Source organism: Rhodococcus sp. IEGM1428, from assembly GCF_050321865.1.
Lineage (GTDB): Bacteria > Actinomycetota > Actinomycetes > Mycobacteriales > Mycobacteriaceae > Rhodococcoides.
Genome location: NZ_JBNQFW010000002.1, coordinates 436,912 through 460,187 on the forward strand (window position 1 = coordinate 436,912; position 23,276 = coordinate 460,187).

General features: G+C 62.9%; 24 protein-coding genes and 1 riboswitch. Of the genes, 10 read left to right on the top strand and 14 right to left on the bottom strand.

What is annotated here, in order from left to right; translation table 11 throughout:
* Nucleotides 1-72 precede the first annotated feature (72 nt).
* Nucleotides 73-3,384: a bifunctional lysylphosphatidylglycerol synthetase/lysine--tRNA ligase LysX gene (gene lysX, locus ACQR3T_RS10545; protein ID WP_428693349.1), complete on the bottom strand. Its 3,312-nt coding sequence runs from the start codon at nt 3,382-3,384 to the stop codon at nt 73-75.
* Between the two features lie 306 nt (nt 3,385-3,690).
* Between lysX and ACQR3T_RS10550 the strand changes: the two genes are divergently transcribed.
* On the top strand, nt 3,691-4,674 hold the full coding sequence (locus ACQR3T_RS10550; protein ID WP_428693350.1) for a hypothetical protein: 984 nt from the start codon (nt 3,691-3,693) through the stop codon (nt 4,672-4,674).
* On the opposite strand, the gene ACQR3T_RS10555 is transcribed toward ACQR3T_RS10550, so the two are convergent.
* The 4 genes from ACQR3T_RS10555 to ACQR3T_RS10570 all read right to left on the bottom strand — a co-directional run bounded on the left by ACQR3T_RS10555 (nt 4,656) and on the right by ACQR3T_RS10570 (nt 8,291).
* Nucleotides 4,656-5,210 (bottom strand): GNAT family N-acetyltransferase, encoded by a 555-nt coding sequence (locus ACQR3T_RS10555; protein WP_428693351.1) that lies wholly within the window; start codon nt 5,208-5,210, stop codon nt 4,656-4,658. The two genes, ACQR3T_RS10550 and ACQR3T_RS10555, sit on opposite strands and share 19 nt — an antisense overlap.
* Before the next feature lie 140 nt (nt 5,211-5,350).
* Entirely contained in the window at nt 5,351-5,770 is a 420-nt protein-coding gene (locus ACQR3T_RS10560) for a TIGR03668 family PPOX class F420-dependent oxidoreductase (protein WP_428693352.1), read from the bottom strand.
* Nucleotides 5,771-5,785: 15 nt separating this feature from the next.
* The gene (locus ACQR3T_RS10565; RefSeq protein WP_052065280.1) at nt 5,786-7,135 is read right to left on the bottom strand and encodes a putative bifunctional diguanylate cyclase/phosphodiesterase; all 1,350 of its coding nucleotides are present in this window, start codon (nt 7,133-7,135) and stop codon (nt 5,786-5,788) included.
* A gap of 106 nt (nt 7,136-7,241) precedes the next feature.
* Nucleotides 7,242-8,291 carry a LacI family DNA-binding transcriptional regulator gene (locus ACQR3T_RS10570; RefSeq protein WP_428693353.1) on the bottom strand — a complete coding sequence of 350 codons (1,050 nt, stop codon included), beginning with the start codon at nt 8,289-8,291 and terminating at the stop codon, nt 7,242-7,244.
* A gap of 47 nt (nt 8,292-8,338) precedes the next feature.
* Here ACQR3T_RS10570 and ACQR3T_RS10575 point away from each other — a divergent pair, with 47 nt between their 5' ends.
* The 4 genes from ACQR3T_RS10575 (at nt 8,339) to ACQR3T_RS10590 (ending at nt 12,520) form a co-directional block, all read left to right on the top strand.
* Nucleotides 8,339-9,538, top strand: a complete 1,200-nt coding sequence (locus ACQR3T_RS10575; RefSeq protein ID WP_428693354.1) for an MFS transporter — start codon at nt 8,339-8,341, stop codon at nt 9,536-9,538.
* Nucleotides 9,539-9,581: 43 nt separating this feature from the next.
* A riboswitch (cobalamin riboswitch) is annotated at nt 9,582-9,696 on the top strand.
* 18 nt (nt 9,697-9,714) lie between these two features.
* Nucleotides 9,715-10,743, top strand: coding sequence for an ABC transporter substrate-binding protein (locus tag ACQR3T_RS10580; RefSeq protein WP_428693355.1), 1,029 nt, complete (start codon nt 9,715-9,717; stop codon nt 10,741-10,743).
* The gene (locus ACQR3T_RS10585; protein ID WP_428693356.1) at nt 10,740-11,765 is read left to right on the top strand and encodes a FecCD family ABC transporter permease; all 1,026 of its coding nucleotides are present in this window, start codon (nt 10,740-10,742) and stop codon (nt 11,763-11,765) included. Before ACQR3T_RS10580 ends, ACQR3T_RS10585 begins: the two co-directional genes overlap by 4 nt.
* Nucleotides 11,762-12,520 (top strand): ABC transporter ATP-binding protein, encoded by a 759-nt coding sequence (locus ACQR3T_RS10590; protein WP_032378793.1) that lies wholly within the window; start codon nt 11,762-11,764, stop codon nt 12,518-12,520. Before ACQR3T_RS10585 ends, ACQR3T_RS10590 begins: the two co-directional genes overlap by 4 nt.
* A 119-nt stretch (nt 12,521-12,639) precedes the next feature.
* On the opposite strand, the gene ACQR3T_RS10595 is transcribed toward ACQR3T_RS10590, so the two are convergent.
* On the bottom strand, nt 12,640-13,110 hold the full coding sequence (locus ACQR3T_RS10595) for a nuclear transport factor 2 family protein (protein WP_196249153.1): 471 nt from the start codon (nt 13,108-13,110) through the stop codon (nt 12,640-12,642).
* A 60-nt stretch (nt 13,111-13,170) separates the two neighbouring features.
* On the opposite strand from ACQR3T_RS10595, the gene ACQR3T_RS10600 reads away from it, so the two are divergent.
* Nucleotides 13,171-13,539 (top strand): glyoxalase, encoded by a 369-nt coding sequence (locus tag ACQR3T_RS10600; RefSeq protein ID WP_032378795.1) that lies wholly within the window; start codon nt 13,171-13,173, stop codon nt 13,537-13,539.
* 1 nt (nt 13,540) lies between these two features.
* Here the strand turns inward: ACQR3T_RS10600 and ACQR3T_RS10605 are convergent, their stop codons facing one another.
* The 3 genes from ACQR3T_RS10605 to ACQR3T_RS10615 all read right to left on the bottom strand — a co-directional run bounded on the left by ACQR3T_RS10605 (nt 13,541) and on the right by ACQR3T_RS10615 (nt 16,987).
* The gene (locus tag ACQR3T_RS10605) at nt 13,541-14,857 is read right to left on the bottom strand and encodes a CitMHS family transporter (RefSeq protein ID WP_428693357.1); all 1,317 of its coding nucleotides are present in this window, start codon (nt 14,855-14,857) and stop codon (nt 13,541-13,543) included.
* Nucleotides 14,858-14,860: 3 nt separating this feature from the next.
* On the bottom strand, nt 14,861-15,970 hold the full coding sequence (locus ACQR3T_RS10610; RefSeq protein ID WP_428693358.1) for an isocitrate/isopropylmalate dehydrogenase family protein: 1,110 nt from the start codon (nt 15,968-15,970) through the stop codon (nt 14,861-14,863).
* Nucleotides 15,971-16,084: 114 nt separating this feature from the next.
* Complete coding sequence (locus ACQR3T_RS10615) at nt 16,085-16,987, bottom strand: LysR family transcriptional regulator (protein WP_428693359.1); 903 nt, start codon at nt 16,985-16,987, stop codon at nt 16,085-16,087.
* A 112-nt stretch (nt 16,988-17,099) separates the two neighbouring features.
* On the opposite strand from ACQR3T_RS10615, the gene ACQR3T_RS10620 reads away from it, so the two are divergent.
* Both ACQR3T_RS10620 and ACQR3T_RS10625 read left to right on the top strand, forming a co-directional pair.
* Nucleotides 17,100-17,525 (top strand): tetratricopeptide repeat protein, encoded by a 426-nt coding sequence (locus ACQR3T_RS10620; protein ID WP_428693360.1) that lies wholly within the window; start codon nt 17,100-17,102, stop codon nt 17,523-17,525.
* Complete coding sequence (locus ACQR3T_RS10625) at nt 17,522-17,953, top strand: PPOX class F420-dependent oxidoreductase (protein WP_032401631.1); 432 nt, start codon at nt 17,522-17,524, stop codon at nt 17,951-17,953. Before ACQR3T_RS10620 ends, ACQR3T_RS10625 begins: the two co-directional genes overlap by 4 nt.
* Before the next feature lie 81 nt (nt 17,954-18,034).
* On the opposite strand, the gene ACQR3T_RS10630 is transcribed toward ACQR3T_RS10625, so the two are convergent.
* Entirely contained in the window at nt 18,035-18,490 is a 456-nt protein-coding gene (locus ACQR3T_RS10630) for a DUF3237 domain-containing protein (RefSeq protein WP_032378799.1), read from the bottom strand.
* A 1-nt stretch (nt 18,491) separates the two neighbouring features.
* Complete coding sequence (locus tag ACQR3T_RS10635) at nt 18,492-19,019, bottom strand: phenolic acid decarboxylase (protein WP_428693361.1); 528 nt, start codon at nt 19,017-19,019, stop codon at nt 18,492-18,494.
* Between the two features lie 59 nt (nt 19,020-19,078).
* Between ACQR3T_RS10635 and ACQR3T_RS10640 the strand changes: the two genes are divergently transcribed.
* Nucleotides 19,079-19,522 carry a MarR family winged helix-turn-helix transcriptional regulator gene (locus ACQR3T_RS10640; protein ID WP_428693362.1) on the top strand — a complete coding sequence of 148 codons (444 nt, stop codon included), beginning with the start codon at nt 19,079-19,081 and terminating at the stop codon, nt 19,520-19,522.
* A gap of 102 nt (nt 19,523-19,624) precedes the next feature.
* Here ACQR3T_RS10640 and ACQR3T_RS10645 read toward each other — a convergent pair whose 3' ends face one another.
* The 3 genes from ACQR3T_RS10645 to ACQR3T_RS10655 all read right to left on the bottom strand — a co-directional run bounded on the left by ACQR3T_RS10645 (nt 19,625) and on the right by ACQR3T_RS10655 (nt 22,074).
* On the bottom strand, nt 19,625-20,116 hold the full coding sequence (locus ACQR3T_RS10645; protein ID WP_428693363.1) for a hypothetical protein: 492 nt from the start codon (nt 20,114-20,116) through the stop codon (nt 19,625-19,627).
* Between the two features lie 139 nt (nt 20,117-20,255).
* Entirely contained in the window at nt 20,256-21,125 is an 870-nt protein-coding gene (locus tag ACQR3T_RS10650; RefSeq protein WP_428693364.1) for an AraC family transcriptional regulator, read from the bottom strand.
* An 88-nt stretch (nt 21,126-21,213) separates the two neighbouring features.
* Nucleotides 21,214-22,074 carry a helix-turn-helix transcriptional regulator gene (locus ACQR3T_RS10655; RefSeq protein WP_428693365.1) on the bottom strand — a complete coding sequence of 287 codons (861 nt, stop codon included), beginning with the start codon at nt 22,072-22,074 and terminating at the stop codon, nt 21,214-21,216.
* A 127-nt stretch (nt 22,075-22,201) separates the two neighbouring features.
* Between ACQR3T_RS10655 and ACQR3T_RS10660 the strand changes: the two genes are divergently transcribed.
* Complete coding sequence (locus tag ACQR3T_RS10660) at nt 22,202-23,275, top strand: aldo/keto reductase (RefSeq protein WP_428693366.1); 1,074 nt, start codon at nt 22,202-22,204, stop codon at nt 23,273-23,275.
* Nucleotide 23,276 lies beyond the last annotated feature (1 nt).

Genomic DNA, 23,276 nt, shown 5'->3' on the forward strand with positions numbered 1-23,276 from the left:
TTTTCGCCACTGTTTACAACCATATTCCCTGTTTTGCGTCGTTCAGTCCAGTCGGAACTGTGAACTCGGGCGTCACTGACGTGGCTTGGCCAGCGGGAAAGCCAACGTTTCACGGATGCTGCCTCCGGTGATCAACATGACCACCCGGTCGACACCCATTCCGAGACCGCCGGTCGGCGGCATTCCGTGTTCGAGCGCCTGCAGAAAATCCTCGTCCAAGCTCATCGCTTCCTCGTCGCCGCCGGCTGCCAACAGTGACTGCTCGGTGAGGCGCTGCCGTTGATCGACGGGGTCGGTCAGTTCGCTGTACGCGGTACCCAGTTCCACGCCCCACGCGACGAGATCCCACTTCTCTGCGACGCCCGGAATGCTCCGATGCGGTCTGGTCAACGGTGACATCGACGTCGGAAAGTCCTTGTAGAACGTGGGGAACTCCGTGTAGTCCTCGACGAGATGCTCGTACATACCTTGCGCGAGCGCCCCTGCATCCCAGGACTTCTCGTACGGGATGTCGTTTTCGTCGCACAGTCGCTGCAGCTCCTCCAGTGGAGTCGCCGGTTCGACGGGTACCCCCAGCTTCTCGGCGACGGCACCGTGCAGTGTCTTGACGGGCCACTCGCCGGAGATGTCGATCTCGATCATTTCCCCGTTCGGGCCGTCGGGACGCAGGATGATCTCGCGACCGTGCGCCGCAACGGCCGCCCGCTGAATCAGCTCGCGGCACAACACCATTGCGCGTTCGTAGTCACTGTGCGCCTCGTAGGCTTCGAGGATCGTGAACTCGGGATTGTGCTTGAAATCTGCGCCCTCGTTGCGGAACACCCGGCCGATCTCGAACACCTTCTCCATACCGCCCACGCACAGGCGCTTGAGATACAGCTCCGGGGCGATCCGCAGATACAGATCCAGGTTGTAGGCGTTGATATGAGTGACGAACGGTGCCGCGTTCGCACCGCCGTGCACCTGCTGCAGGATCGGAGTCTCGACCTCCATGTAGCCGCGCTCTCCCAACGAATCACGCAGGGATTTCACAACATTGGACCGTGCGATGAGTAAGGAGCGAGCATCGCGATTGATCGCCAGATCGACGTAGCGTTGCCGCACCCGCGCTTCCGGGTCGGTCAGACCGCGGTACTTGTCGGGCAAGGGATGTAGGCATTTGGCGTTCATCCGCCACTCGGTGGCCAGCAGCGACAGCTCACCACGCCTGCTGTACCCGATGGTTCCGCTGACCTCGATGAGGTCACCCAGGTCGAAGTCGGCATCGAATTCTTCGATTCTGTCGCCGACGCGTTCGCGGTCGAACAGCACCTGGATATCGGACGACCAGTCCCTGATGACGGCGAAGGACACACTGCCGTAGTCGCGGATACGCAGTATGCGGCCCGCGATCCGGACCGTCGTTCCCTGAGGCGAGGCCGCCGCGTCGCCGACCGTGTGTGTCGGGGGATAGGCGACGGGATACCCCTCGATACCCTCGTTCCGGAGGCGTTCGAGTTTCGACATGCGAACGCGCACCTGGTCCGGACGTTTGCGGCCGGGCACGGGTTCGTCTGCCAGAGTGTTCGGTCCGCTGCCGTCGGGATGGATGTCCTCGGCGTCGGCCAGAGCGGCGGGCACCGCGACATGAGACCCGGTGTGCTTCGATGCGCGCCGGAACGTCGGGAGCGTGAGGAAGCCCTCGGCGATGGCCGACGCGATGCCGACCTTGGGCAACACTCGATTGTCGGCGAAGCACAGGTAGCGCGGCTCCCACTCCGGCAGATACTTCACGTTCGATCGATAGAGCGCCTCGAGCTGCCACCACCGAGAGAAGAAGACCAGCATGCTGCGCCAGATCCGCAGGACCGGACCGGCACCGATTCGGCTGCCCTCCTCGAATGCAGCGCGGAACACCGCGAAGTTCAGCGAAATCTTGCTGACACCGAAATGATCTGCACCGGTGGCCAATTCGGTCACCATCAGCTCGATCACTCCGTTCGGTGACGCTGGATCGCGGCGCATCAGATCCAACGAGGCGCCGGTTCGTCCCCACGGCACCAGGGAGAGAACACCCACCACCTTCTCGCCCTGAACCGCCTGCACCAGAAGACAATCGCCGTCGAGCGGATCACCCAACCGGCCCAACGCCATCGAGAATCCGCGCTCGGTCTCGGTATCGCGCCACGCATCCGCGCAGGAAATGATCTCTGTCATCTCCTGCGAGGAGATATCGCGATGACGACGCACCGTGACCACGACACCCGCCTTGCGAGCCCGGTTGACCGCCTGACGCACGGGGCGCATCTCGCGTCCATTGAGGTTGAAATCCTTGGTTTTCAGGATTGCTTCGTCGCCGAGTTCGAGGACGCTGAGCCCGGCGCGCTTGTAGGCCGTAGCTCCGATCTCGCTGGCCCCCATGACAGCTGGGGTCCAGCCGTACTTCTCGGCCAGGTCGAGCCATTCCGAAATGGCATGCGGCCAGGCCTCGGGGTTGCCGATCGGGTCACCGCTCGCCAGACACACCCCCACCTCGACGCGATACGTCACTGCCGCCTTGCCGCTGGTGGCGAAGATGACGCCCTTGTCGCGGCGCGTCGCGAAGTAGCCGAGGGAATCGTCGGCACCCCATTTGTCGAGCAGGCCACGCAGCGCCGATTCGTCGCGTCCGGTGAGCGCGTTGCTGGAGCGCTGCGATCGGAACAGCGTGACCACGGCCCCCAACAGCGCCAATGCGCCGAACAATCCCAACGCCGTGTTGACGAAGCCGTTGGGCCTGCCGTCGAACTGTTCGTTGTCCACGGTCGCCAACGCCGTGACGCGGTTGAAGGCCCACAGAAATGTCTGGCTTTCCGGCAGCGACCCAGGGAACAACGCCACCAACGCCCACCCGATGATGGTTCCGACGGTCGCTCCGAGAACGAGCACGCCGAGCGCCCTCCACACCGCACCGCGACGGACACGGGTGTAGAACTCCTTACGCGCAGCGATCAGCAACCCTGCCGCAACCACATGGACCGCCAGCGCGATCCACGAATTGATGTCCTTGTCCTGCATACCTTCGACGACATTGGTGATCGCCAACAACACCAGATAGATGGTCAGCAACCACCACGCAATTCTCTTCCGACTCGCCAACGCCGCCGCCAGCAGCCCAACAACGAGCGCCCACGACAAACTCGTATCCGGCGCATCGAAGTAGTACCTGTCGACGTATTCGCGAGGGGCGTGAACGAGGTAGCGAAGAGTCGGCGACAGACTCCACAGAAACAACGCCGCCGCGAACACCCCGAGCACCAGCCCCGCGATGTGCGGAACCTCGCGCAAACGACCGCGCTCGGGTGGCGAAAACGACCGGGGAACCGAGGATCCGGACCGCTCCGAGGGAACTGCTGTCGCCGTCATATCTCACTCCCGAAGTCAGAATGCACCTATGCAAGGTAGACGGTATCCCCGTCAGCCCCGAGTCAGGCGACGGATTCCCACCCCGCTCGCCACTCAATGTGACCGACGGTGGCCTTTTCGACGGTCAATGTCACATCGAGTGGCCCCCCAGACTCCCGACTGGACGCCGATTGTGGGATCACCATCGTCCGGTTACGGCATCGGAGGGTCAGGCGTTTGTCCACAAGGTGTGAGTTATCCACAGCCCAGAACGTTCGCCGTCGTTTCGTGCGATTGCTCCCGTGCGGGCAGAGCATCATCTTGGTCATGAAGCGGGGCGGCGCAAAGATCGATGCGAAGGTGATCGCGGCTGCGTCGGACCGTGGATTGGTGCGGACGGCGCATCTGCTGGAGCTCGGGGTGGCGTCGAAGACAATTGTTCGACGCACCCTGCCCGACGGCATCTGGTCTCGGGCGCTGCCCGGACTGGTGTTCTTGAAGAACCGGTCCTTGACGGCGATGGAACGAGCGACTGCAGTGTCGATCTACTGCGGACGCGATGCCGTGATCAGCGGTCGGGCCGGGTTGGCGTTGCATGGATTGGGGTCGGCCGGGTCGTTCGAAGAAACGTTTGCACTCATCCCCGAGTCGCAGCATCGCAAGTCCGTGGGTTTCGCCGCGGTGGAGCGTACGTGGCGGATGCCGACCCCGGAGATCAAGTCGGGGCTGCGCGTCGCACCGGTTGTTCGGTGTCTGTGCGATGCGGTACGGCGGATGAGGAATACCGAACAGTGCATGGGTCTGATTGCGAGCGTCGTTCAGCGGGGAGCGGCCACCGTGGACGCGATCATGAAGGAACTCGACGCCGGCAGCACCCGAGGGACTGCGATGCCTCGGCGAGTGTTGCGGGAATTGGCTGCGGGCGCACATTCTGTGGCCGAAGCCCAAGCCCAGAAGCTGTATCGACGCAGCGGACTTCCGGCGATGCAACACAACGTGGCTGTGTACGACGCGCAGGGAAAGTTCCTCCTGATCGCCGACAATTGGCTCGATGACGTTGCATTGGACTGGGAGATCGATTCGCTCGAGTACCACCTCTCGCCAGTGGCCCACAGAGCGACTGTGGAGAGACGCGAGCGAGCGCAGAACGCCGGCCTCATCGTGGTGACACACCTTCCGAGCGACATACGTGACGATCCGGAACGGGTGCTGTCGGACCTGCGGTCACGTTACGAGCAGGCCAAAGCACGGGAGCGTCCCAACGTCAGGGTGCGCCCGACACCGGACCGGACCTACCGACGATCCGGCTGATACACCCACACCATGTGTCGGCCGGTTTCGGACGCCGCCGCGATCGATCGATGCTCGATACGGTCCAGGGCGAAACCGAGCCTCTCGGGTACGGCCTGGCTCCTCGAATTTGCTGCATCGCAATGGATTTCGACCCGTGTGATGCCGTCGAGTTCGAGTGCCTCCCGCACGAGCGCCGCGGTCGCCTCCGTCATCACTCCACGTCCTTCGGCCTCGGCGTCGAGCCAGTACCCCAATTCGATTCCGTGCGGACCGATTCTGCGATGCATACCGATCTTGCCCATGAAGGACCCGTCGACCAGGTCGAAGATCCCATAGTCGAACATCTCGCCGGCGTCCCATTGCGCACGCGCGTCTGCGATACGAGCAACCTGCGTAGTGACCTGGGCAGATTCATCCGTCACCCACCCCATCCACGGAAGTAGCCGCGTGTGATTGCGAGCGATCGCATCGGCAACGATGAAGGAATCGTGCGCCGACTCACGACGAATCACGAGGCGTTCGGTCTCGATCCAATCGGGAGGTGCGGCGGCCATAGGGATCAGTCTGACGACCGTGCCGCATGTCGGCGAACGATTTTTGTTGCACGTTCGCCCGCTGTCCTGTCCACTCGATGTGTCATCGACGGTCGAAAAGGCCACCGGATGTCACATTGAGTGGACGAGCCGATCGCGTGTCAGGAAGCGGACCAGGATCGCCAGGACAGTTTTTCGATAATGATGACCGGGCCCCCAGGTCTGTTGTTCTTGTATTGACTGTATTTCGCGACCAGGGCGTCTATGGCTGCTGTGCCGTCGGTGCTGGAGGATTCGGCGATGTGGGCGTTTCCGTCGGCGCGGATCCACCAGAGTTGGGACCAGTCGTCGGTGTAGTGGTCGACGATGAGGCTGACGGCGGGGTCGGCGCGGATGTTGTCGAGTCGCTGGAGTTTCTGGGTGGTTTTGGGCTTCCAGTCGATGGCGGTGAAGATGCGGTCGCCGGTGTCCGCGACGGCGAAGACGATCGGGACCAGGTGTGGTGTGCCGTCGGGGTTGATGTTGGAGAGCTGAGCTCGGGGTGCGTCGGTGAAGCGCTGAACTTCGTTGTCGATCTTCACGTTCGGTTCCTCGGGTTATGCGGATTCGCTGTGGGTGCTGTGTCGGGCGATGAACTGTTCGAGTGCCGCGCTGGACATGGGGCGTCCGAGCAGGTGTCCTTGGCCGAACGTTACGCCCATGTCGGTGCAGATCTGGAGTTGTTCCGCGGTCTCGATTCCCTCGATGACGGTGTCTTTGCCGAGGGTGGACGTGACGTCGACGAGGGCGGTACACAGCGTCGTCATGGCGCGGCGCCGGTGCAGGTTGTCGCTGTCGAGGTGTTGGGTGAGAGATTTGTCGATCTTGAGGATGTCGACGGGAAGGGTAGCGAGTCGCTCGAGGGAGGAGAAGCCGCTGCCGAAATCGTCGATTGCGATGAGAACGCCGTGGCGTTGGACGTCGCGAAGTTGGTAATGCACGGCATCGAGGTCGTGCAGTGTCTGCGATTCGGCGAGTTCGAGCGCAAGCCGTCCGGGTTCGATGCGGTAGGTGTCGACGATGTCGATGACGTCCGTGGCGAGGGTTCCGGTGGCGAAGTGTGCCGGGCTGACGTTCACCCCGATCTGGAGGTGGATGTCGCGGGCCTGCCAATCAGCTATCGTGCCCGCGACCTCGGCGATGATCCACATGCTCAGTGGGACGATGAGGTCGGCGTCTTCGGCGAGGGGTATGAAGGTATCGGGCATCAGCAGGCCGAGTTCGGGGTGGTTCCATCGGATGAGCGCTTCCGCGCCCACCACGGTTCCCGTCGCCAGTTCGACGATGGGCTGATAGGCCATCGTCAGTTCACGCTCGACCATGGCGACGCCGCGGAGCCGTTCGATGAGTTCCAGTCGGGTGCGGTTGGTGTTGTGCAACTCGTCGGTGAAGACGTGATGCTTGTTCCGCCCGACGGCCTTCGCTGCGTGCATCGCTGCGGTGGCATTGTGAACCAATTGCGTTGCGCTGATGTCTGTGTCGGTGCTGGAGGCGACTCCGACGCTGGCCGTGAGGGTCAGTTGCCGATTGCCGAGCTCGAAGGCGGGCTCGAAGATGCTCGCGAATCCTGCGGCCATTGCCCGGGCGGCGATGGAGTGGCATCGGCGTGCGATGACGACGAATTCGTCGCCGGCGAGTCGGCCGATGGTGTCGCCGGGGCGCAGAGACGCGGTGAGTCGGTCGGCGATCATGCACAGCAGTTCGTCGCCTTGGGCCGGCCCGAGTGCGTCGTTGAATTCTCGGAATCCGTCGATGTCGACCAGCAGGACGCTGAAGTGGCGGTCCGAGCTCCGGCAATCGAATTCTGCGGTGATGAGGGCAAGAATCTCGTCACGGCTCGCAAGTCCAGTCAGCGCATCGTGGCGGGCGGCGACATGACGGGGCGGCGCGTCGTGCTCTCGGCTCACTGTTCCCCCTCATGGCCGGATAGCCACAACGGATACTAGCTGAGAGTTTGCTTTAACGCTATAAACCGGGGACATCCCCTTTTTATGACCTATTAGATCACGCTGTTCACGGTTTGTGGCCCGTTTCGGCTCCTGTCGAGCCTCGTTCTTCGACCCTCCAGGCCGCGGCGTCCACGGAGTCGTCGAGCCCGAGTGCCCACCGAGCCGCCGAGCGTCCCTGGTCGAACAAGGACTGCGCCACCGTGGTCAACCCCGCGGCCGCCGCAGCGCTGGAGTCGTCCCATCCAGTGACGGCCAGCCGTGATGGAATCTCGACACCGGACGCCGCTGCAGCGTCGAGAGCTCCGAGTGCGAGTTCGTCGCTCATCACGAGCAAGGTGTCGATGACGTTGTCCTGCAACAACAGTCGCGCAGCGCGATCACCCTCTGCGCGAGCGTTGTGGGTGGTGAACAGAGTCGGCACCGTCGACCAGTCGATACCCACGCGCAGGCACGCGTCGCGATAACCGTCCAGTCGAGCGCGCGTCACCGGCATCGAGGCGGCCGACGGGTCCGCGCCGCGTACGACGGTCGACGTGCGTAGCGAATCGGGTCGAAGGGCCACGATCGCCGGGTGTAGTCGGTCCTTCAGCGCAACAGTGGCCACGGCGTCGGCCGCTGCGCGGTCGTCGATGGTGATCCACTCCAGACCCGGATGGTCGGGCCCACCCTGGATGCACGTCGGACGGCCGGTGTCGACGAGTACGTCGAGGAGGGGGTCGGCGATCTCGGTGGTCCACACCACGTATCCGTCGACCTGGGCGTCACGGATTCGAGCAATATCGTTGTCGCGATGCAGGTTCGGAAGCATCACGAGCGCGGTGTCGGCGTCGAGACACGCGTCGGCGATACCCGACAGGAAGCGTCGAGCCTGCGGATCCTCGAAGGCATAGGTCAGCTTTTCTCCGAGTACGACGCCGATGCTGTTGTGCTTGCCGCTCCGCAACGAGCGGGCCGCGCGGTTGGGACCGGTGTAACCGAGATGCGCCGCTGCTGCGTGGACGCGGTCCTTGGTGGTCTCCGAAACGCGGTTCGGTTGGTTGTAGGTATACGACACGCTCATGGTGGAGACGCCTGCCGCCGCGGCGACGTCCGCCATGGTCACCCGAGTGTTCACGGGGCAACTGTAGCGCGAGGCCGACATGTTGTGTAACGATACACAACATGTCCTCCCCCGTTCCGAAGCTGCTGGTGCTCGCAGCGGCCGCCTTCATCTACGTCACGGCGGAAACCCTGCCCGTGGGCTTGCTGCCGGAGATATCCGGCGACCTCGGTGTCAGCGAATCGGCCGTCGGGCTCCTTCTGACCTTTTACGCCTACGGCGTCGCTGTGATGACCATGCCGTTGATCAGGTTCGTGCGCGAATGGCCGCGCCGGCGAGTCGTCGTGATCACCGTTGCCGCGCTTGCACTCTCGCAACTGCTCTCCGCTGTGTCCGTCGGCTATCCGATGTTGGTGATCTCGCGCATGCTCTGTGCGGCAACGCACGGCATCTTTTGGGCCGTCGTTGCGCCCGTCGCCGCGTCACTGGCGCTACCCGGCAAGCAGGGCAAGGCCATCGCGACGGTGTACGCAGGAACCTCGTTGGCATTGGTTGCCGGCAACCCTCTCACCGCTGCGCTGGGACAATGGCTCGGATGGCGCGCCGCTGCAACAATTCTCGGGGTAGTAGCGGCTGCCATCGCGGTGGCGCTGTATTTCGTACTTCCGCCCCTACCGGTCCGCCGCGCTGCGTCGGACAAGAACAAGACACCGCGGGTGCTCGACGGCACCCTGGCGATTCTGTGTGGGGTGACGTTTCTGGCCGTCCTCGGTCATTTCGCCGCGTACACCTACTTTGCGCTGATCGTCGATCGGGCAATCGGTTCGGCAGGAACCACACTGACGCTGATGTTGATGCTGTATGGGCTGTTCGGAGTAGTCGGCATCTGGGTGATCGGCAGAACGTACGACCGTTGGCCCCGTCACTCCACCGTTGCGGCACTCGGTGCAGTTGCCGTCGCGGCGGCGATTCTGTGGTGCGCGCTCAGTGGCGCACCGCGTAGCTTCGCCGTGTTTGCCGTCGTGGCCATTGCGTTGTGGGGGCTGGCCTTCACCACGCTTCCGGTGTGCATTCAATCCGCCGTTGTGCGGGCGGCACCGGCCGATGCGGACAAGGCGTCGGCGATTTACGTGGTCGCGTTCCAACTGGCCATCGCCACAGGCGCCCTGGTGGGCGGTGTCGTCGTCGATGTCAGTGGCATCGTGGCCGTCACCGCTGCTGCAACGGTCCTGGTTGCCGGCGCCCTGGCGGTGGTTCTACTGGCGCGCAACACTTTCCCGCGAGCCCACGCACAGGAGCCGGCGAGGGCAGCGGCACGCTGACCGTTGCGGTACCCCGCACGATAGGGTCAGCACGCGACGAACGAGGGAATCCGGTGCAATTCCGGAGCTGGCGCGCAACGGTGACGGGTGAGAGCCCGAAGTCCGAATGCTCGGACGTCGTGATTCACCTCCATCCGCGGCTCCGCGACACGAGCCCTCAGCAGGAAGCTCTGACGATGCGCACCACTCTCGCCGTTCTAGGCGCTGTCTCCATCCTTGTTCTCGCCGGTTGTTCGTCCGCGGCGACCACCGACGCGGCCACTCCGACGACCGGCACTTATCCGCTGACCATCGAGAATTGCGGCCGCGAGGTCGTCGTCGACGCACCGCCCCAACGCGCGGTGTCGCTGAATCAGAGCTCGACGGAAATTCTCCTCTCCCTGGGACTGGCCGACCGAATGGTGGGCACCGCCACGTGGACGGACCCGGTTCGCTCCGATCTCGAAACAGACAACGCCAAGGTTCCGAGGCTGGCCGACAACAAGCCGTCACTCGAGGTCGTGCTGGACACCGAGCCCGATTTCGTGTCGGCGTCGTTCGGCGGGACCCTCGGTCCGGGGGGTGTCGCCGATCGAAGCCAGTTCGATCGACTCGGTGTACCGAACTACCTCTCACCGACCGACTGCAACGGAAAGACCGACGAGAGCGTCAATTCCGACGGTGCTCGCACTCAGCCGCTCGAGATCGAGACCGTCTATCAGGAGATCCGAGACCTGGCGGCGATCTTCGACGTGCGCGACCGCGGTGAGCGCTTCGTCAACGAGCTGCAGGACCGCTTCACGAAGGCTTCCGGTGCGGTCGACGCGTCGGGTACGACGTTGGCGTACTGGTTCGCCGACACCGATACCCCCTACATGGCGGGGTGTTGCGGGTCGTCGGGCATCATCACCAATTCTGTCGGCGCCGAGAACATCTACGCCGACACCACCGACGAATGGCCTCAGGTCAATTGGGAGAGTGTTCTCGACCGCAATCCGACGGCGCTCGTTCTCGCGGATCTGAGCCGTCGCAGCATCGCAGGAGATGCCCTCGACAGCAAGATCGAGTTCCTCGAATCGAATGCCGTCACGAGCCGTCTGACGGCCGTCGAGAGCAAGCGCTACATCGTCGTCAACGGTGCCGATCTCAACCCGTCGATTCGTACCGTCGACGGAGTCGAGAAAGTGGCTGCTGCTCTGAAGAATTGGGGACTGACCACCCGATGACCCGAACCGATCGCGGGTTGTTGATCCCGCTTCTGCTCGGTGGTTGTGCGGTGTTGGTGCTGTCGATCGGGGTGGCCGTGACGATCGGCCCGGCGTCGGTGTCGGTATCCGATGTGTATCGAGTGATACTGGGGCACATCGGGATCGGGACGGCAGAGGTCAGTCGCATCGAGGACGGTATCGTCTGGGAGCTGCGGCTGCCCAGGACGTTGCTCGCCGCCGTGTGTGGTGCCGGACTGGCGCTGTGCGGCGCAATCATGCAGTCGTTGCTGCGCAATCCTCTGGCCGACCCGTTCGTCTTGGGAATTTCGTCGGGAGCGTCCACCGGCGCCGTCGTCGTAGCTGTGCTCGGAGTCGGCGGCGGCGCACTGTCGCTGTCGACCGGAGCGTTCGCGGGTGCGCTGCTGTCCTTCGTCCTGGTGATGCTGCTCGCCGTCGGAGCGGGCGGCGGGAACGACGGCGTCGTACTGGCGGGAGTGGCTGGTACGCAACTGTTCTCGGCCCTGACGTCGTTCATCGTCATCTCTTCGGCCGATGCCGAGCAGACTCGTGGGGTGCTGTTCTGGCTGCTCGGCTCCCTGAGCGGTGCCGACTGGACGGACGTAGCACTGTGCGGTGCGGTCACGCTGTTGGGAATGACGGTGTGCCTGTTCAACACCTCCGCCCTCGACGCCTTCACATTCGGGCACGACGCGGCCGCATCCCTCGGCGTTCCGGTGAAATGGGTGCGAATCCTGTTGCTGGTCATCACTGCATTGATCACCGCCGCTCTCGTCAGCGCGGCAGGGGCAATCGGTTTCGTGGGGCTGGTCCTCCCGCATGCCGCCCGCTTTCTCGTCGGGGCGCGGCACCGCCGACTACTGCCGACAACGGTGGTCATCGGTGCCATCTTCATGGTCTGGGTCGACACCATTGCCCGAACAGTGTTCGCACCTCAGGAAATTCCCGTGGGAGTGGTCACTGCACTGATCGGAGTGCCTGCCTTCGCCCTCATTCTGTTCCGGCTCAGGAGATCCCGATGACACTGCACGCCAGAGATATTCGCTGGACACGTAGCGGACACCCCATTCTCGACGGAATCAGCTTCGAGCCGGAACCAGGGGAGACCATCGGTCTGATCGGCCCCAACGGATCGGGCAAGTCGTCCCTGCTACGAATCCTTGCGGGCATAGTCGCCCCCGACAGCGGCGACGTGCTGCTCGACGGAGACAGCCTCCGTACGTTGCGTCGACGGCGCGTGGCCCGGCGCGTGGCGATGGTCGACCAACACTCCGACACCGACGTCGACATCAGCGTCCGCGATGTCGTGCGTCTCGGGCGAATACCGCACCACGGAATCCTCGGTGGAGACGCGGCCGACGACGACATCGCGATAGCCCGAGCACTGACCGACACCGCCATGGCGTCGAAAGCCACCCGGCGCTGGCACACGCTCTCCGGCGGCGAGCGCCAACGCGTCCAGATCGCGCGAGCCCTGGCTCAACAGCCCACCGAACTACTGCTCGACGAGCCGACCAATCACCTCGACATCCAACATCAACTCGACATCCTCACCCTCGTCGCAGGCCTACCCCTGAGCAGTTACATCGCCCTGCACGACCTCAACCTCGCCGCGATGTTCTGCGACCGCATCGTCGTCCTGAACAACGGAACCATCGTGGCATCGGGAACCCCGGAAAATGTGATCACCGAGCACCTGGTCCGCACGGTGTACAACGTGCACGCCAGCGTCACGAATGCCGACAACTATCCACAGGTGACCTATCGACGTCCCTGATTCCTCTCGCTGCCGGGCCCCATGAGTCCACTCGATGTGCCATTGACCCCCGAAAGGGCCACCAGATGTCACATCGAGTGCAGGCGGAAATGGTGCACCGGAGGAATCGGCGGGCGATTTCAGAGTTGGCGGAGTTTCTTTTCGAATGCGTCTATGCGTGTGGTGTCCTCGAAGAAGTCTTCCTGCGAGACGATTTTTCCCCAGCTCGTACGGACCAGTAGCACCGTGCGGTTGCTGTAGAGCTCGGTACCTTCGGCTGTGTGGGCGTGGTCGTCGAAGCGCGCGAGCAGGGTCATTCGCCAGGGTGTCCCGCCGCTGTAGATTTCGGTGATCTGCCCCTTGATGCCGGCGGCGACGAAGTCCTGGAAGAACTTTTCGATGGCCGGGCGGCCGCGGTGGGTACCAGACCAGCGGCTGTCACCGTCGGCGAATTTGAGCACTGCATCTCGGTGGAACGAGGACAGCAGGGGTCGGTAGTCGCCGTTGTTGAGTGCCGCGATGTCTCGCTGCAGCTTGAGTGTCAGCGCTCGCATCACCAGGAGCTTGACTGCAAAGGCCGTCGAGACGCCGGCCAGAAATCTCAGTTGCATACCCATACGTTTGCCTACCGTTCACCGACGTGTCAATCGAGATGGCGGTACGTTCGTTCGATGATTCACCATGTGCAGGTCGCATGTCCGGCGGGCGGCGAGGACCGCGAGCGTGAGTTCTACGTGGGCGCTCTGGGCTGGCAGGAGATCGCGAAGCCGCCGCTGTTGGCTGTGCGCGGGGGCTGTTGGTTTCGTGTGCCGGGGGTGGGCGGTCCCGACGGTGAGGTTCACGTCGGCATCGAGGACGACTTCCGGCCGGCGCGGAAGGCGCATCCGGCCTTCGTCGTCGATGTCGATGCGACTGCTATGGCGTTGTTGGCTGCCGGCTATCCGGTGGACTGGGCCGACTCGGACGAGATCCCGGGGCGAAGGCGGTTCCATACCAGCGACGGGGTGGGCAATCGCATCGAATTCGTAGCAGCACAATAGATCACAGACCCACCGAGATGGCTCCGGTCAGTATCGCGAAGACGATGTACATCAGGGACGCGGCCAGTACCCACAGGAATGCGAAGCGCTGGAAGTCGCCCAGTGATGCGCGGACCAAGCCGAGCAGAACCCACAGCGGTGCCGACGCGGGCCCGATCGAGTGAGCCATCTGTCCGATCACTGCGGCGCGCGCCATCTCCTCGGGTGGGATGGCGTACTGCGCAGCCGATTCCGCGAGGACCGGCACGATTCCGAAGAAGTAGGCATCGTTGGCCATGAAGAAGCTCAACGGTATGCCGATCAGCGCGGCTGCGGCAGGGATCATGCCCTCGGCACCGTCCGGAATCAGCGAGATCAGCGCGTCGGCCATGGCGGTGGTCATACCAGTCTCGGTGAGTATGCCGGTGAACACGCCGGCACCGAGGACCAATATGACGACGGGGACGGCGTTGGCAGCATGCGATCGGATCACGTCGCCCTGATCGGAGGGCTTGGGGTGATTCACGATCAGCACGATGATGAATCCGAGCATGAACAGCACCAGCAGGTCTGCAACCCCCAGCACGAGCAGCACCAGCAGTGTGACCGTGAGTGCTGCATTGGCGAAGGTTCGCCAGGTTGTCTTCGTCAGAAGTGTTCCCTCCGAGCCCTCTTCGTGTCCGCCGGAGGACACGTGTGCGGTGACTTCGGCGATGCGTTCCGGGGAGATCTTCTTACGTGCGTTGCGCCCCAACAGGTACGCAAGCCCGATGATCGTCGCAGACATCAGCAGCATGGCCGGCAGCATGTGCACGAAGTAATCGGTGGCATCGATCTGCAGCACGCTGATCGCTCGGGTGGCAGCCCCACCCCACGGTGTGGTGCCGGATATCGTCCCGAGAGCCATCGTGGCAATTGTGGCAATCACCAGGGGGTTGATTCCGAGCTTGCGATAGATGGGCAGAAACGCAGAGCAAATGATCATGTACGACGTCGTGCCGTCGCCGTCGAGTGCGACCAATAGTGCGAGAACCGCTGTGCCGACGCAGATCTTGACTGGATCCCCGCCGGACAGTCGGATGATGCCGCGTGAGATTGGGTCGAAGAGTTTGGCGTCCATCATGATTCCGAAATACAGAACGGCGAAGAGTAGAAGAATTGCTGTGGGAGCGACGGTTTCGATGCCCTCCGCCACCATCCCGGGCAGTTCTGCGCCCTGACCGCTGATCAGCAGAACGGCGATGGGGATGGTGACAACGGCTACGAGCGCCGTCGCCCACTTCTTGATGACGACCAGCATGAAGGACGCAAGGGACAAAAATCCCAGTACTGCCAACATGATTCAGATCGCCGAATCGAGATGCTCGATCACCGCGCGCGTGAAGTGCTCGGTGGTTGCGGTTCCGTGGAGGTCCGCGGTGCGCGTCTCGGGCCTGCCCACGGCTGTGTCGATGGCTCGATGAATCGATCGACCGGCTGCAGAAAGTCTTTCGTCTCCCCGCTGCTGACCGATCCAGTCCAGGAGCATGGCTGCCGAACCGATCAAGGATGCCGGGTTGGCGATTCCTTGCCCAGCGATATCGGGTGCCGATCCGTGCTGGGCTTGCGCAACGGCATGACTGTCGCCGACATTGAGCGACGCTGCCAGCCCCAAGCTGCCCGAGAGTTCGGTCGCCTCGTCGGACAGGATGTCCCCGAACATGTTGGTGGTGGCGATGACGTCGAACGACTCCGGTCGACGGATGAGCAATGCGGCGACTGCGTCCACCAATAGCTCCTCGTAGTCGACGCCGGGAAAGTCCTGTCGGACGGCCCTCGCCGCCTCGAGGAAGAGCCCGTCGCTCAGCCTGAGAACGTTGGCCTTGTGTACCACTGAGACCTTCGATCGACGCGTCTGTGCAAGCTCGAAGGCGCGGCGAACGATCCGTTCGGAACCGCGTCGAGTCACTTTTCGGACGGCGAGGGCAAGATCCTCTGTCGGCATGAATTCGCCTCCACCTGCGAACATGGTGCGATCGGCGTAGAAGCCCTCGGTGTTCTCTCGGGCGATCACGAGGTCGAAACTCTTGTTGAGCGGATTCGGCAGAGCCGAGATGGTCCTGGCCGGACGGATGTTGGCGTACAGGTCCAACTTTCGCCGCAGAATTCCAGACGGGTTGACGCCACCCTCCGAGGTCGGGGGATAGTCCAGATGGGACACCGGGCCCAGGACGACGCCGTCGGCTGCGCGTGCGAGGTCGACGATTGCGTCGGGCATCGTCGTCCCCGATGCGCGAAGTGCGTCGAAGCCGATGGTGGCTTCGGTGAACGTAGCGCTGATGCCGTTGCGTGCGAGCGCGGCCTCGACGACCGAGACCGTCGAGACGCTGATCTCGGGACCGATGCCGTCCCCGGCGAGTATCACCAGGTCGACGGTGTTGGTAGCGGCGTCTGCGGAATGTCCGGGTGTCACGATGTCTCCAGGTGTTCACGTCCGCACCGTTGCGGACTCGGTCGTTGTTGTGACCTGTGGCATACCTTGCCGGGCCGCGAGCGTGAAGACCAGAGACTGTTTCTTACATCTGACTTAAGTGAGATTCATGGCTGCGAACAGTGCGACGAGGACCGATCTCATGGCGTCCGTCGCGGGGGTCGGTTTCCGTTGATCGAGTAGGCACAGGAGGATTCGCCGTTTCGACAGTTCGTCCAGGGCGATGGAGTCGACGCCGTCGCGCAGGTAGCGAGTGGTCATTGCGGGTGCCACGGTGAGTCCCAGCCCGGCGGCCACCATTGCCTGAGACTCCATGTAGTCGTTGGACTCGACCAGGACCCTCGGCTCGAAACCCGCTTTGCGACAGGATGATCGGAACATCGTGGTGATGGGGTGCTGCGATGCGCGGACGATCCACTGCTCGTCTGCGAGCGATTCGAGCAGAACCGGACCTCCGCGCGACCAACCCGCTGGAACGAGAAGGACCGTGGCGTCGTCGGCGATGACTTCGGTCTCGACGTCGTCGACCACCATCGGCAATTCCGGGTAGTCCCATGCCAAGGACAGATCTACCTCACGTCCCAGCAGCATGGCGTGCAGGTCGCGCAGTCGTGACGACCGTATGCCCAGTTCGATCCCCGGGTGCGCCGAGCGAAATGCGCCCATGACATCAGGCAGAAGAGATGCAGCGAAGGAAGGGAAGACGCCCAGGTTGACGTGGCCGCTGCGGGCGTCGAGTAGATCGTCGAGGTCGGCGCGCAGGGCAGACAGTTGCGTGTCGATCGCGGACGCTCTTCCGGCTACGAGCCGACCGGCCTCGGTGAGGCTCACTCCGCGCGCGTGTCGCTCGAGGACGGGGGTTCCGACGACGGCCTCGAGCCTCTTGACCTGCTGTGACACCGCTGAAGGGGTGAACATGAGCCGTTCGGCGGCGGCCGTCATCGACCCACTGCGGTCGATTTCCACCAGCAACTTGAGAAGGGACAGTTCCACATCCATCTGTCGAGACTAAGCGGTGTCTGCAACGATGGAGCGCGTGACGACAGGGGGAGGCAACGTGGACCCGGTAGCGGCGTTCTGGCGCGACGCGGACGACGCCGACCCCGTCCGGATGCGAGTCGAGATGGAGCACTTGTTTTCGGCCACATCGTATTCGGATGCTCAAGTGCTGTTCGAGCGGGCATCGCTCGAAGACTTCTTGGGCGACGAAGCGGGTGCGGTCCCGTTGTACGAAGCCTCCCTGTCGGCTGGGCTCGACGGCGACCGAGAGAATCAAGCCCGGATCCAATTGGCGAGTTCATTGCGCAATGTGGGGCGATTGCACGACGCGCTTCAGGTGCTGCAAAGTTTCGAGTTCTCGAACGAATACATTTCTGCACGTGACGCATTCGTGGCGCTGACCCTCTGGGATATCGGGGATGCGGCGCAGGCGCTACGAAGTGCACTTCAGGCCGCGAGCCCGGCGACGGGGAAATATCGTCGAGCAATCGGGGCATACGCGGCCGAGCTGTCCACACGACCTGAGGGGAATCCATGACCGACAGCGCATTCGATCCACACGACCTTCTCGAGCAGAGCCGAATCGGCGTGCTGGCCACCATCAAGTCCAGCGGACTTCCGCAGCTGTCGCCGGTGACGCCGTTCTACGATCGCGCCGCCGACACCATCCGAATCTCGGTGACCGAAGGACGAGCGAAGACGGCCAACTTGCGCCGAGATCCACGTGCCGCTCTCGAAGTGACCAACGCCGACGGCACGGCATGGGCAACGGCGGAAGGAACCGTCACCCTCACCGGCCCGGGTACGTCACCGAACAGCCCCGAAATCGAGGCTCTGGTCGACTACTACCGCGCTGCGGCCGGTGAGCATCCCGACTGGAACGAATACCGAGCAGTCATGGTCGCCGACCGACGAGTGTTGGTGACGATCTCCGTGACCCACGTCTACGGGCAGTCCCTCACCTGACCGCCCTTGAGTCCACTAGATGTGACATCGACCGTCGAAGAGGCCACCGAAGGTGACATCGAGTGCACGTCGTCGCACCGCTCAGGTGACCTGATACACGTCCAACTCCACGGAGTTCGGCAATCGCTGACCGGATCCGAGAAACAGTCGTTCGTTCATCCAAGTGAGGCGGCTCGCGGCGGAGGACAGGCGTGGTTGGCTTCGGAAGTAGATGCGCTCTGGGGGCACATCTTCACCGCGGACAAGTGCGTCGATGTCATCTTCGGCACCACTGCGCATGCCCATGTTGTGTACGGCGATTCGTTCGCCCGCATCGGTCTCGAGCGCGTATCTGGCGTCCAACTCGGTGAGTGTTGCCGTGCGGAGAATCTGGTGATCCGCTCCGCCGGGCAGGACTCGGCCGCGCAGTAGAGGGCCGTCGACGGTCCCGCCGAGGATCGGCACGAGGCGACGGTGACCATCGACTACCTCCCCCACGTCGATCGGTTCGCCCACGGTGACTGACAGATGTGCGACGAAGATCAGCTCGGGGCCCACGTCAGTTCGTTCGGTCGGCGAATCCGTCGGGCAAATCGCTGGGCGCGACCGACACGATCGTCTCGTCGTCGATGCCGACGTACTCGAACAGAGTGATTCGGGCGAATTCGGGGACCACGTAAATGGGGTAGGTCGGTCCGGCATCACGGTAGGCGCGCATCTCGTCGAGATGATCATTTTGGTACAGAACTGTTTTCGTACCGTCCAGCTCGATCCACTGAGGGAAGAAGATAGTGCCGTGCAGACGTCGCTTACCGGGTATGACGTTGACGACGACGGATGTTCCGGTGGGTTCGTTCCACGAGATCTTGTAGACATCGTCGTCGAGTTGGACGAGATCGACCTCCTGGTTCTTGACCCATCGTCCACCGACCATGCCGGTGTGGATGCGGTAGTCGATGGTGGTCGCGTTCTTGACGTACATCTCGTACTGCCAGTTGTTCGCGTAGGTGTAGATGAAGCGGTGTCCGACTATGCCGCTGAGGTCTTGAGCCGGAACTGGGTTGTGGACGGTGGTGTCTGCGCTCATGAAGCCATTTTGTCACAAAACTATGTTTGCGGCAAAACTAATTGTGGGACCATCGAACGATGCACTCCACCGCGATCGAACTCGGTCGACAACTGGGACCGCTGCGACGTTCGTTGCTTCGTGCGACGAGAGAAGCCGCGCAACTGCCAGACATCCCCGATTCGCACATCGAGGTCATGAGAGCCCTCGTCGCTGAGCCGTATATGAGTCCGGGGAGCCTCGCCGCACACCTGAACCTCGCTCGGTCCACCGTGAGCAATCTGATCAAAGCAATGGTTGATGCGGAACTCGTCGAAAGATCGGTCTCGTCGGACGACCTGCGCGGAGCGGCCCTCACGGCGTCACCGAAAGCAGTGCACCTCTTGGCCAAATACGACGCGGTCAGCTCTCAGGTGCTCTCCGATGCGCTCGACGAACTGACCCCGGACGGCCGTCGAGCACTGTCTGCGGCAACTTCAGCCCTGGCCGACCTGACGGCGATCTTGGCTCGCCGGCCTTCTTGATTTCGACGGTCGGGATCGTGCAGTCCACTCGATGTGACATTGACCTCCGAAAAGGCCACCGGATGTCACATCGAGTGCACTGCGCGCCCGTGCTCTGAGGGGTCAACTACCGGTGTTCAGATCCCGGACGAGGCGAGGTGTGCGCAACTGGCCGACGGTCGACAGCCAGAGGCGCGGGGGATAGGACAGTCGAATCGCGAAGTAGTTGACGTATTCGATGACCCCGAAGAACCAGATGGCCAGAACTCCGAGACCGGTACCGAGGTTGTCGGGGAGCCACACCATCACTCCTAGTAAACCGCCGACCAACAACGCGAGGTCTATTCTGCGAAAGGCGCGGTAGATAGTGCGCAGAGAAGGCGGCATTGGGTGACGCTCGACCCAGGAGCGTGCCAGCAGCCAATAGATTCCTGCTTGCACCAGCACGACCAGCAAAGGGACCAGCGCGAACCAAAGCGCCAGACGGCTTTCCTCGTCGAGCCTCGGCACCACCATGGCAAGTGCAATCGTCAGGAACACCCCGGCTGCGGCCAACTCTCCCAACCCCAGCGACAAATATCGACGACGCAATACCTGCCGTCGACTCGTACCCATATCGCCAGATTATCGAGAACTGGATGCCGGACCCCCTCGCGCAGTCCACCGAAGGTGACATTGACCCCCGAAAAGGCCACCGAAGGTCACATTGAGTGCCGAGGGAATGGGGGGTGCGAGAGAAGAACCGAGACAATGGCTAGAGGCTTCGTCGAATCGGGATCCACAGTTCTCCTGCTCCCGAGGACCAGTCTGAAGTGTTTTCGGTGACGGTGAGGATTTCAGGTCCGGGGATTGTTTCGTAGGGGTTGGAGGGGAACCATTCGCCGAAGGCGTCGGTCCAGAGTTGTTGGAGTGCGGGGGCGAGTGCGGTATCGCTGCGTGTTTCGAATACCGCCCAGGTCGATGCGGGGACGGCGAGGGTGTTCCATTCGGGTGGTGCGGGCGATGTGGTGGCGACGGCGAAGTAGTAGTCGAAGAGACTGCCGTCCTCGCGTTCGGGTTCGAAGCCGTCGCTGACGAACAGGATCTCTGGAAGTTGGGGCAGGTCGGCGAGTTCGCGCAGTCGGTCGCCGGTTCCCGGGGTCAGGGTTCGGTGGAATTCGGTCATTGCGGTGTTCTCGCCGCTGAACCGAAGTGGGATTCGGGTGGTCTTGCCGACGATGTGGAATGGCGGCAGGTCGGTGATGCGGTATCGCATGGTGCTTCGTCCTTCGATGGTCAGGTGGAATGTCACTGCTTGTCGGGAACGAAGGATGGCTCCGGGTCGGCGTGCCTGAGACGGTGTGACGCCGTGTAGATCTCGGAAGGCTCGGGTGAATGCATCGGCCGAGTATCCGTATTTGGTCGCAACATCGAGTACGCCCTGTCCGTCGAGGATCTCCGCTGCTGCCAATGTCATTCGGCGTTCTCGGATGTACAGCGACAGCGGGATCCCGGCGAGAGCCGAGAACACGCGTCGGAAGTGGTATTCCGATGTCAGTGCAATGCGGGCGAGCTCGGTTGTTTCGATCTCGTGGTCGAGATTGTCCTCGATGTAGTCGAGTGCTGCGTTCCATCGTTCGAGCATGTGCCGCCAGACCTTCCCTCGTTCTGACCGAAACGATAGGCAGAAACAGCAGCGCAAACCCGACTTTCTGTGCCCGGCACAGTCGGATTCAGATGGTGTGCAGGCGCCGCTGCGATCGCTGCGTGCGCAGACGCCCGAGTTCGTCCAACGCAGAACGGGATTGCGCGTCCGCCGGACGGTAGACGATGAGCCGCAGGTCCGGGTCGCCGAGTGGGGTGAGGACATCGAATGTCACGGTGATCTGCCCGACAAGTGGATGCCGCATCGGTTTGTCACCTCGGTTCCGCACGGACACTTCCCGGGACTGCCAGTAGCGGGAGAATTCCGTGCTCTCTCGTTCGAGCTCCTCGATCAACGCTGCCAACTTCGCGTCGTGTGAGTGGTTCACCCAGGCAGCGCGAAGGTCGGCCACTGCACCCCGAACGACATCATCTCGGGCCTCGTAGAATCCATCGAATCGATTGTCCAGGAAACACATTCGAAGAACATTGCGGTCCACGACGGGTCGTCTGTCGATGTCGAGCAGCAATGCGGCCATCATGTCGTTCGTGGCCAGGATGTCGAGCCGGTGATCGAGCACCATCGCCGGTAACGGGGCGACGTCGTCGATCAGCTGCAGAATGCCGTCGGGCACCTCGTGGGCGGAGGCCCGCTCCGGTGCCCGATGGCCGGCGAGCGAGAACAGGTAGCCGGTCTGATCGGGAGACAGCTTGAGCGCATTCGACAGGGACTGAACCACCTGGGCGGATGGCCGAACATCCCGTGCCTGTTCGAGCCGGACGAGGTAGTCCACGCTCACTCCAGCCAACGCAGCGACCTCCTCACGCCGCAAACCGGGTGTCCGGGAGGCCCCTATCCGTGGTGGTAGACCGACGTCCGACGGGCCGAGCGCCTCACGCCTGGCACGCAGAAATGCTGCCAGTTCGTTTCGACCCAACCGAGTACTCACCCGATCCACGGTAGGCCACTTCGGTGCGATCAGCCTGGTATCGCTCGTCCCAGGATGATCTTGTCCTTCCCGTTTCCCGACGGGGCAAGGACGGTGAGTAGGACCGCACACGAAGGAGACATGATCGATGACACGCATGGACGAGTACAGACTGCTGGGCCAAACCGGTCTTCGAGTATCACCACTCTCGCTGGGAGCGATGACATTCGGAACCGCCTGGGGCTGGGGTGCAGACGAGGTCGACTCGAGAAGAATATTCGACGCCTACCTCGATGCCGGCGGAAATATGGTCGACACCGCCAATATCTACACCGACGGCCAGTCCGAGCAGTACCTGGGCCGATTCCTCCGGGGTCGCCGCGATTCGGTCGTCGTCGCCACGAAATATGCGGCGACGCGTGATCCGTCGGATCCGAATGCGGGTGGGGGCAGTAGGAAGAGCCTGCGCGGGTCCGTCGAAGCAAGCCTGCGGAACCTCGGCACCGACCACATAGACCTGCTGTACCTGCACGCCTGGGACGGCGTGACGCCCGGTGACGAGATCATCGCCTCGCTCGGTGAGCTGGTCCGTTCGGGAAAGGTTCTGTACATCGGCATTTCGGATACGCCGGCATGGGAAGTCGCGCGCATGCAGACCACAGCGGAGCTACGCGGCTGGCCGTCGTTTGCGGCGCTCCAGGTGGAGTACAGCTTGATCGAACGGACGACCGAGCGGGAATTGTTGCCGATGGCAGCGAGTCTGGGCATCGGCGTCGTTCCGTGGGCCCCACTGGGCGGTGGGGTGCTGACGGGGAAATACACTGCCGCAGACCTTGTGGCGGTCGGTTCAGCGAGTCCAGCTGGGACGCGGCGCGATCACGCGAAGGCGAACGGAACGTTGACCGTGCGTGGGCTCGAGATTGCGGATACCGTCGTCGACGTCGCGAACGAACTCGGGGTCACCGCTGCTCAGGTGGCGTTGGCATGGACCCTTCGGCATCCATCGGTCGTCAGTTCGCTGATCGGGGCGCGGACGTTGGAACAGTTGCAGCAGAACATCTCTGCTCTCGATGTCGCATTCGACCGATCGCAGCTCGACACACTGCATGCAGTCAGCGCTGTCGATCCCGGGTTTCCCCACGAATTTCTGATGCGCCCCATGGTGCGTGGCGTCACGACCGGCCGCACCACCGTTCGTCCCCGGCCTGTCAGGACGTGGTGAG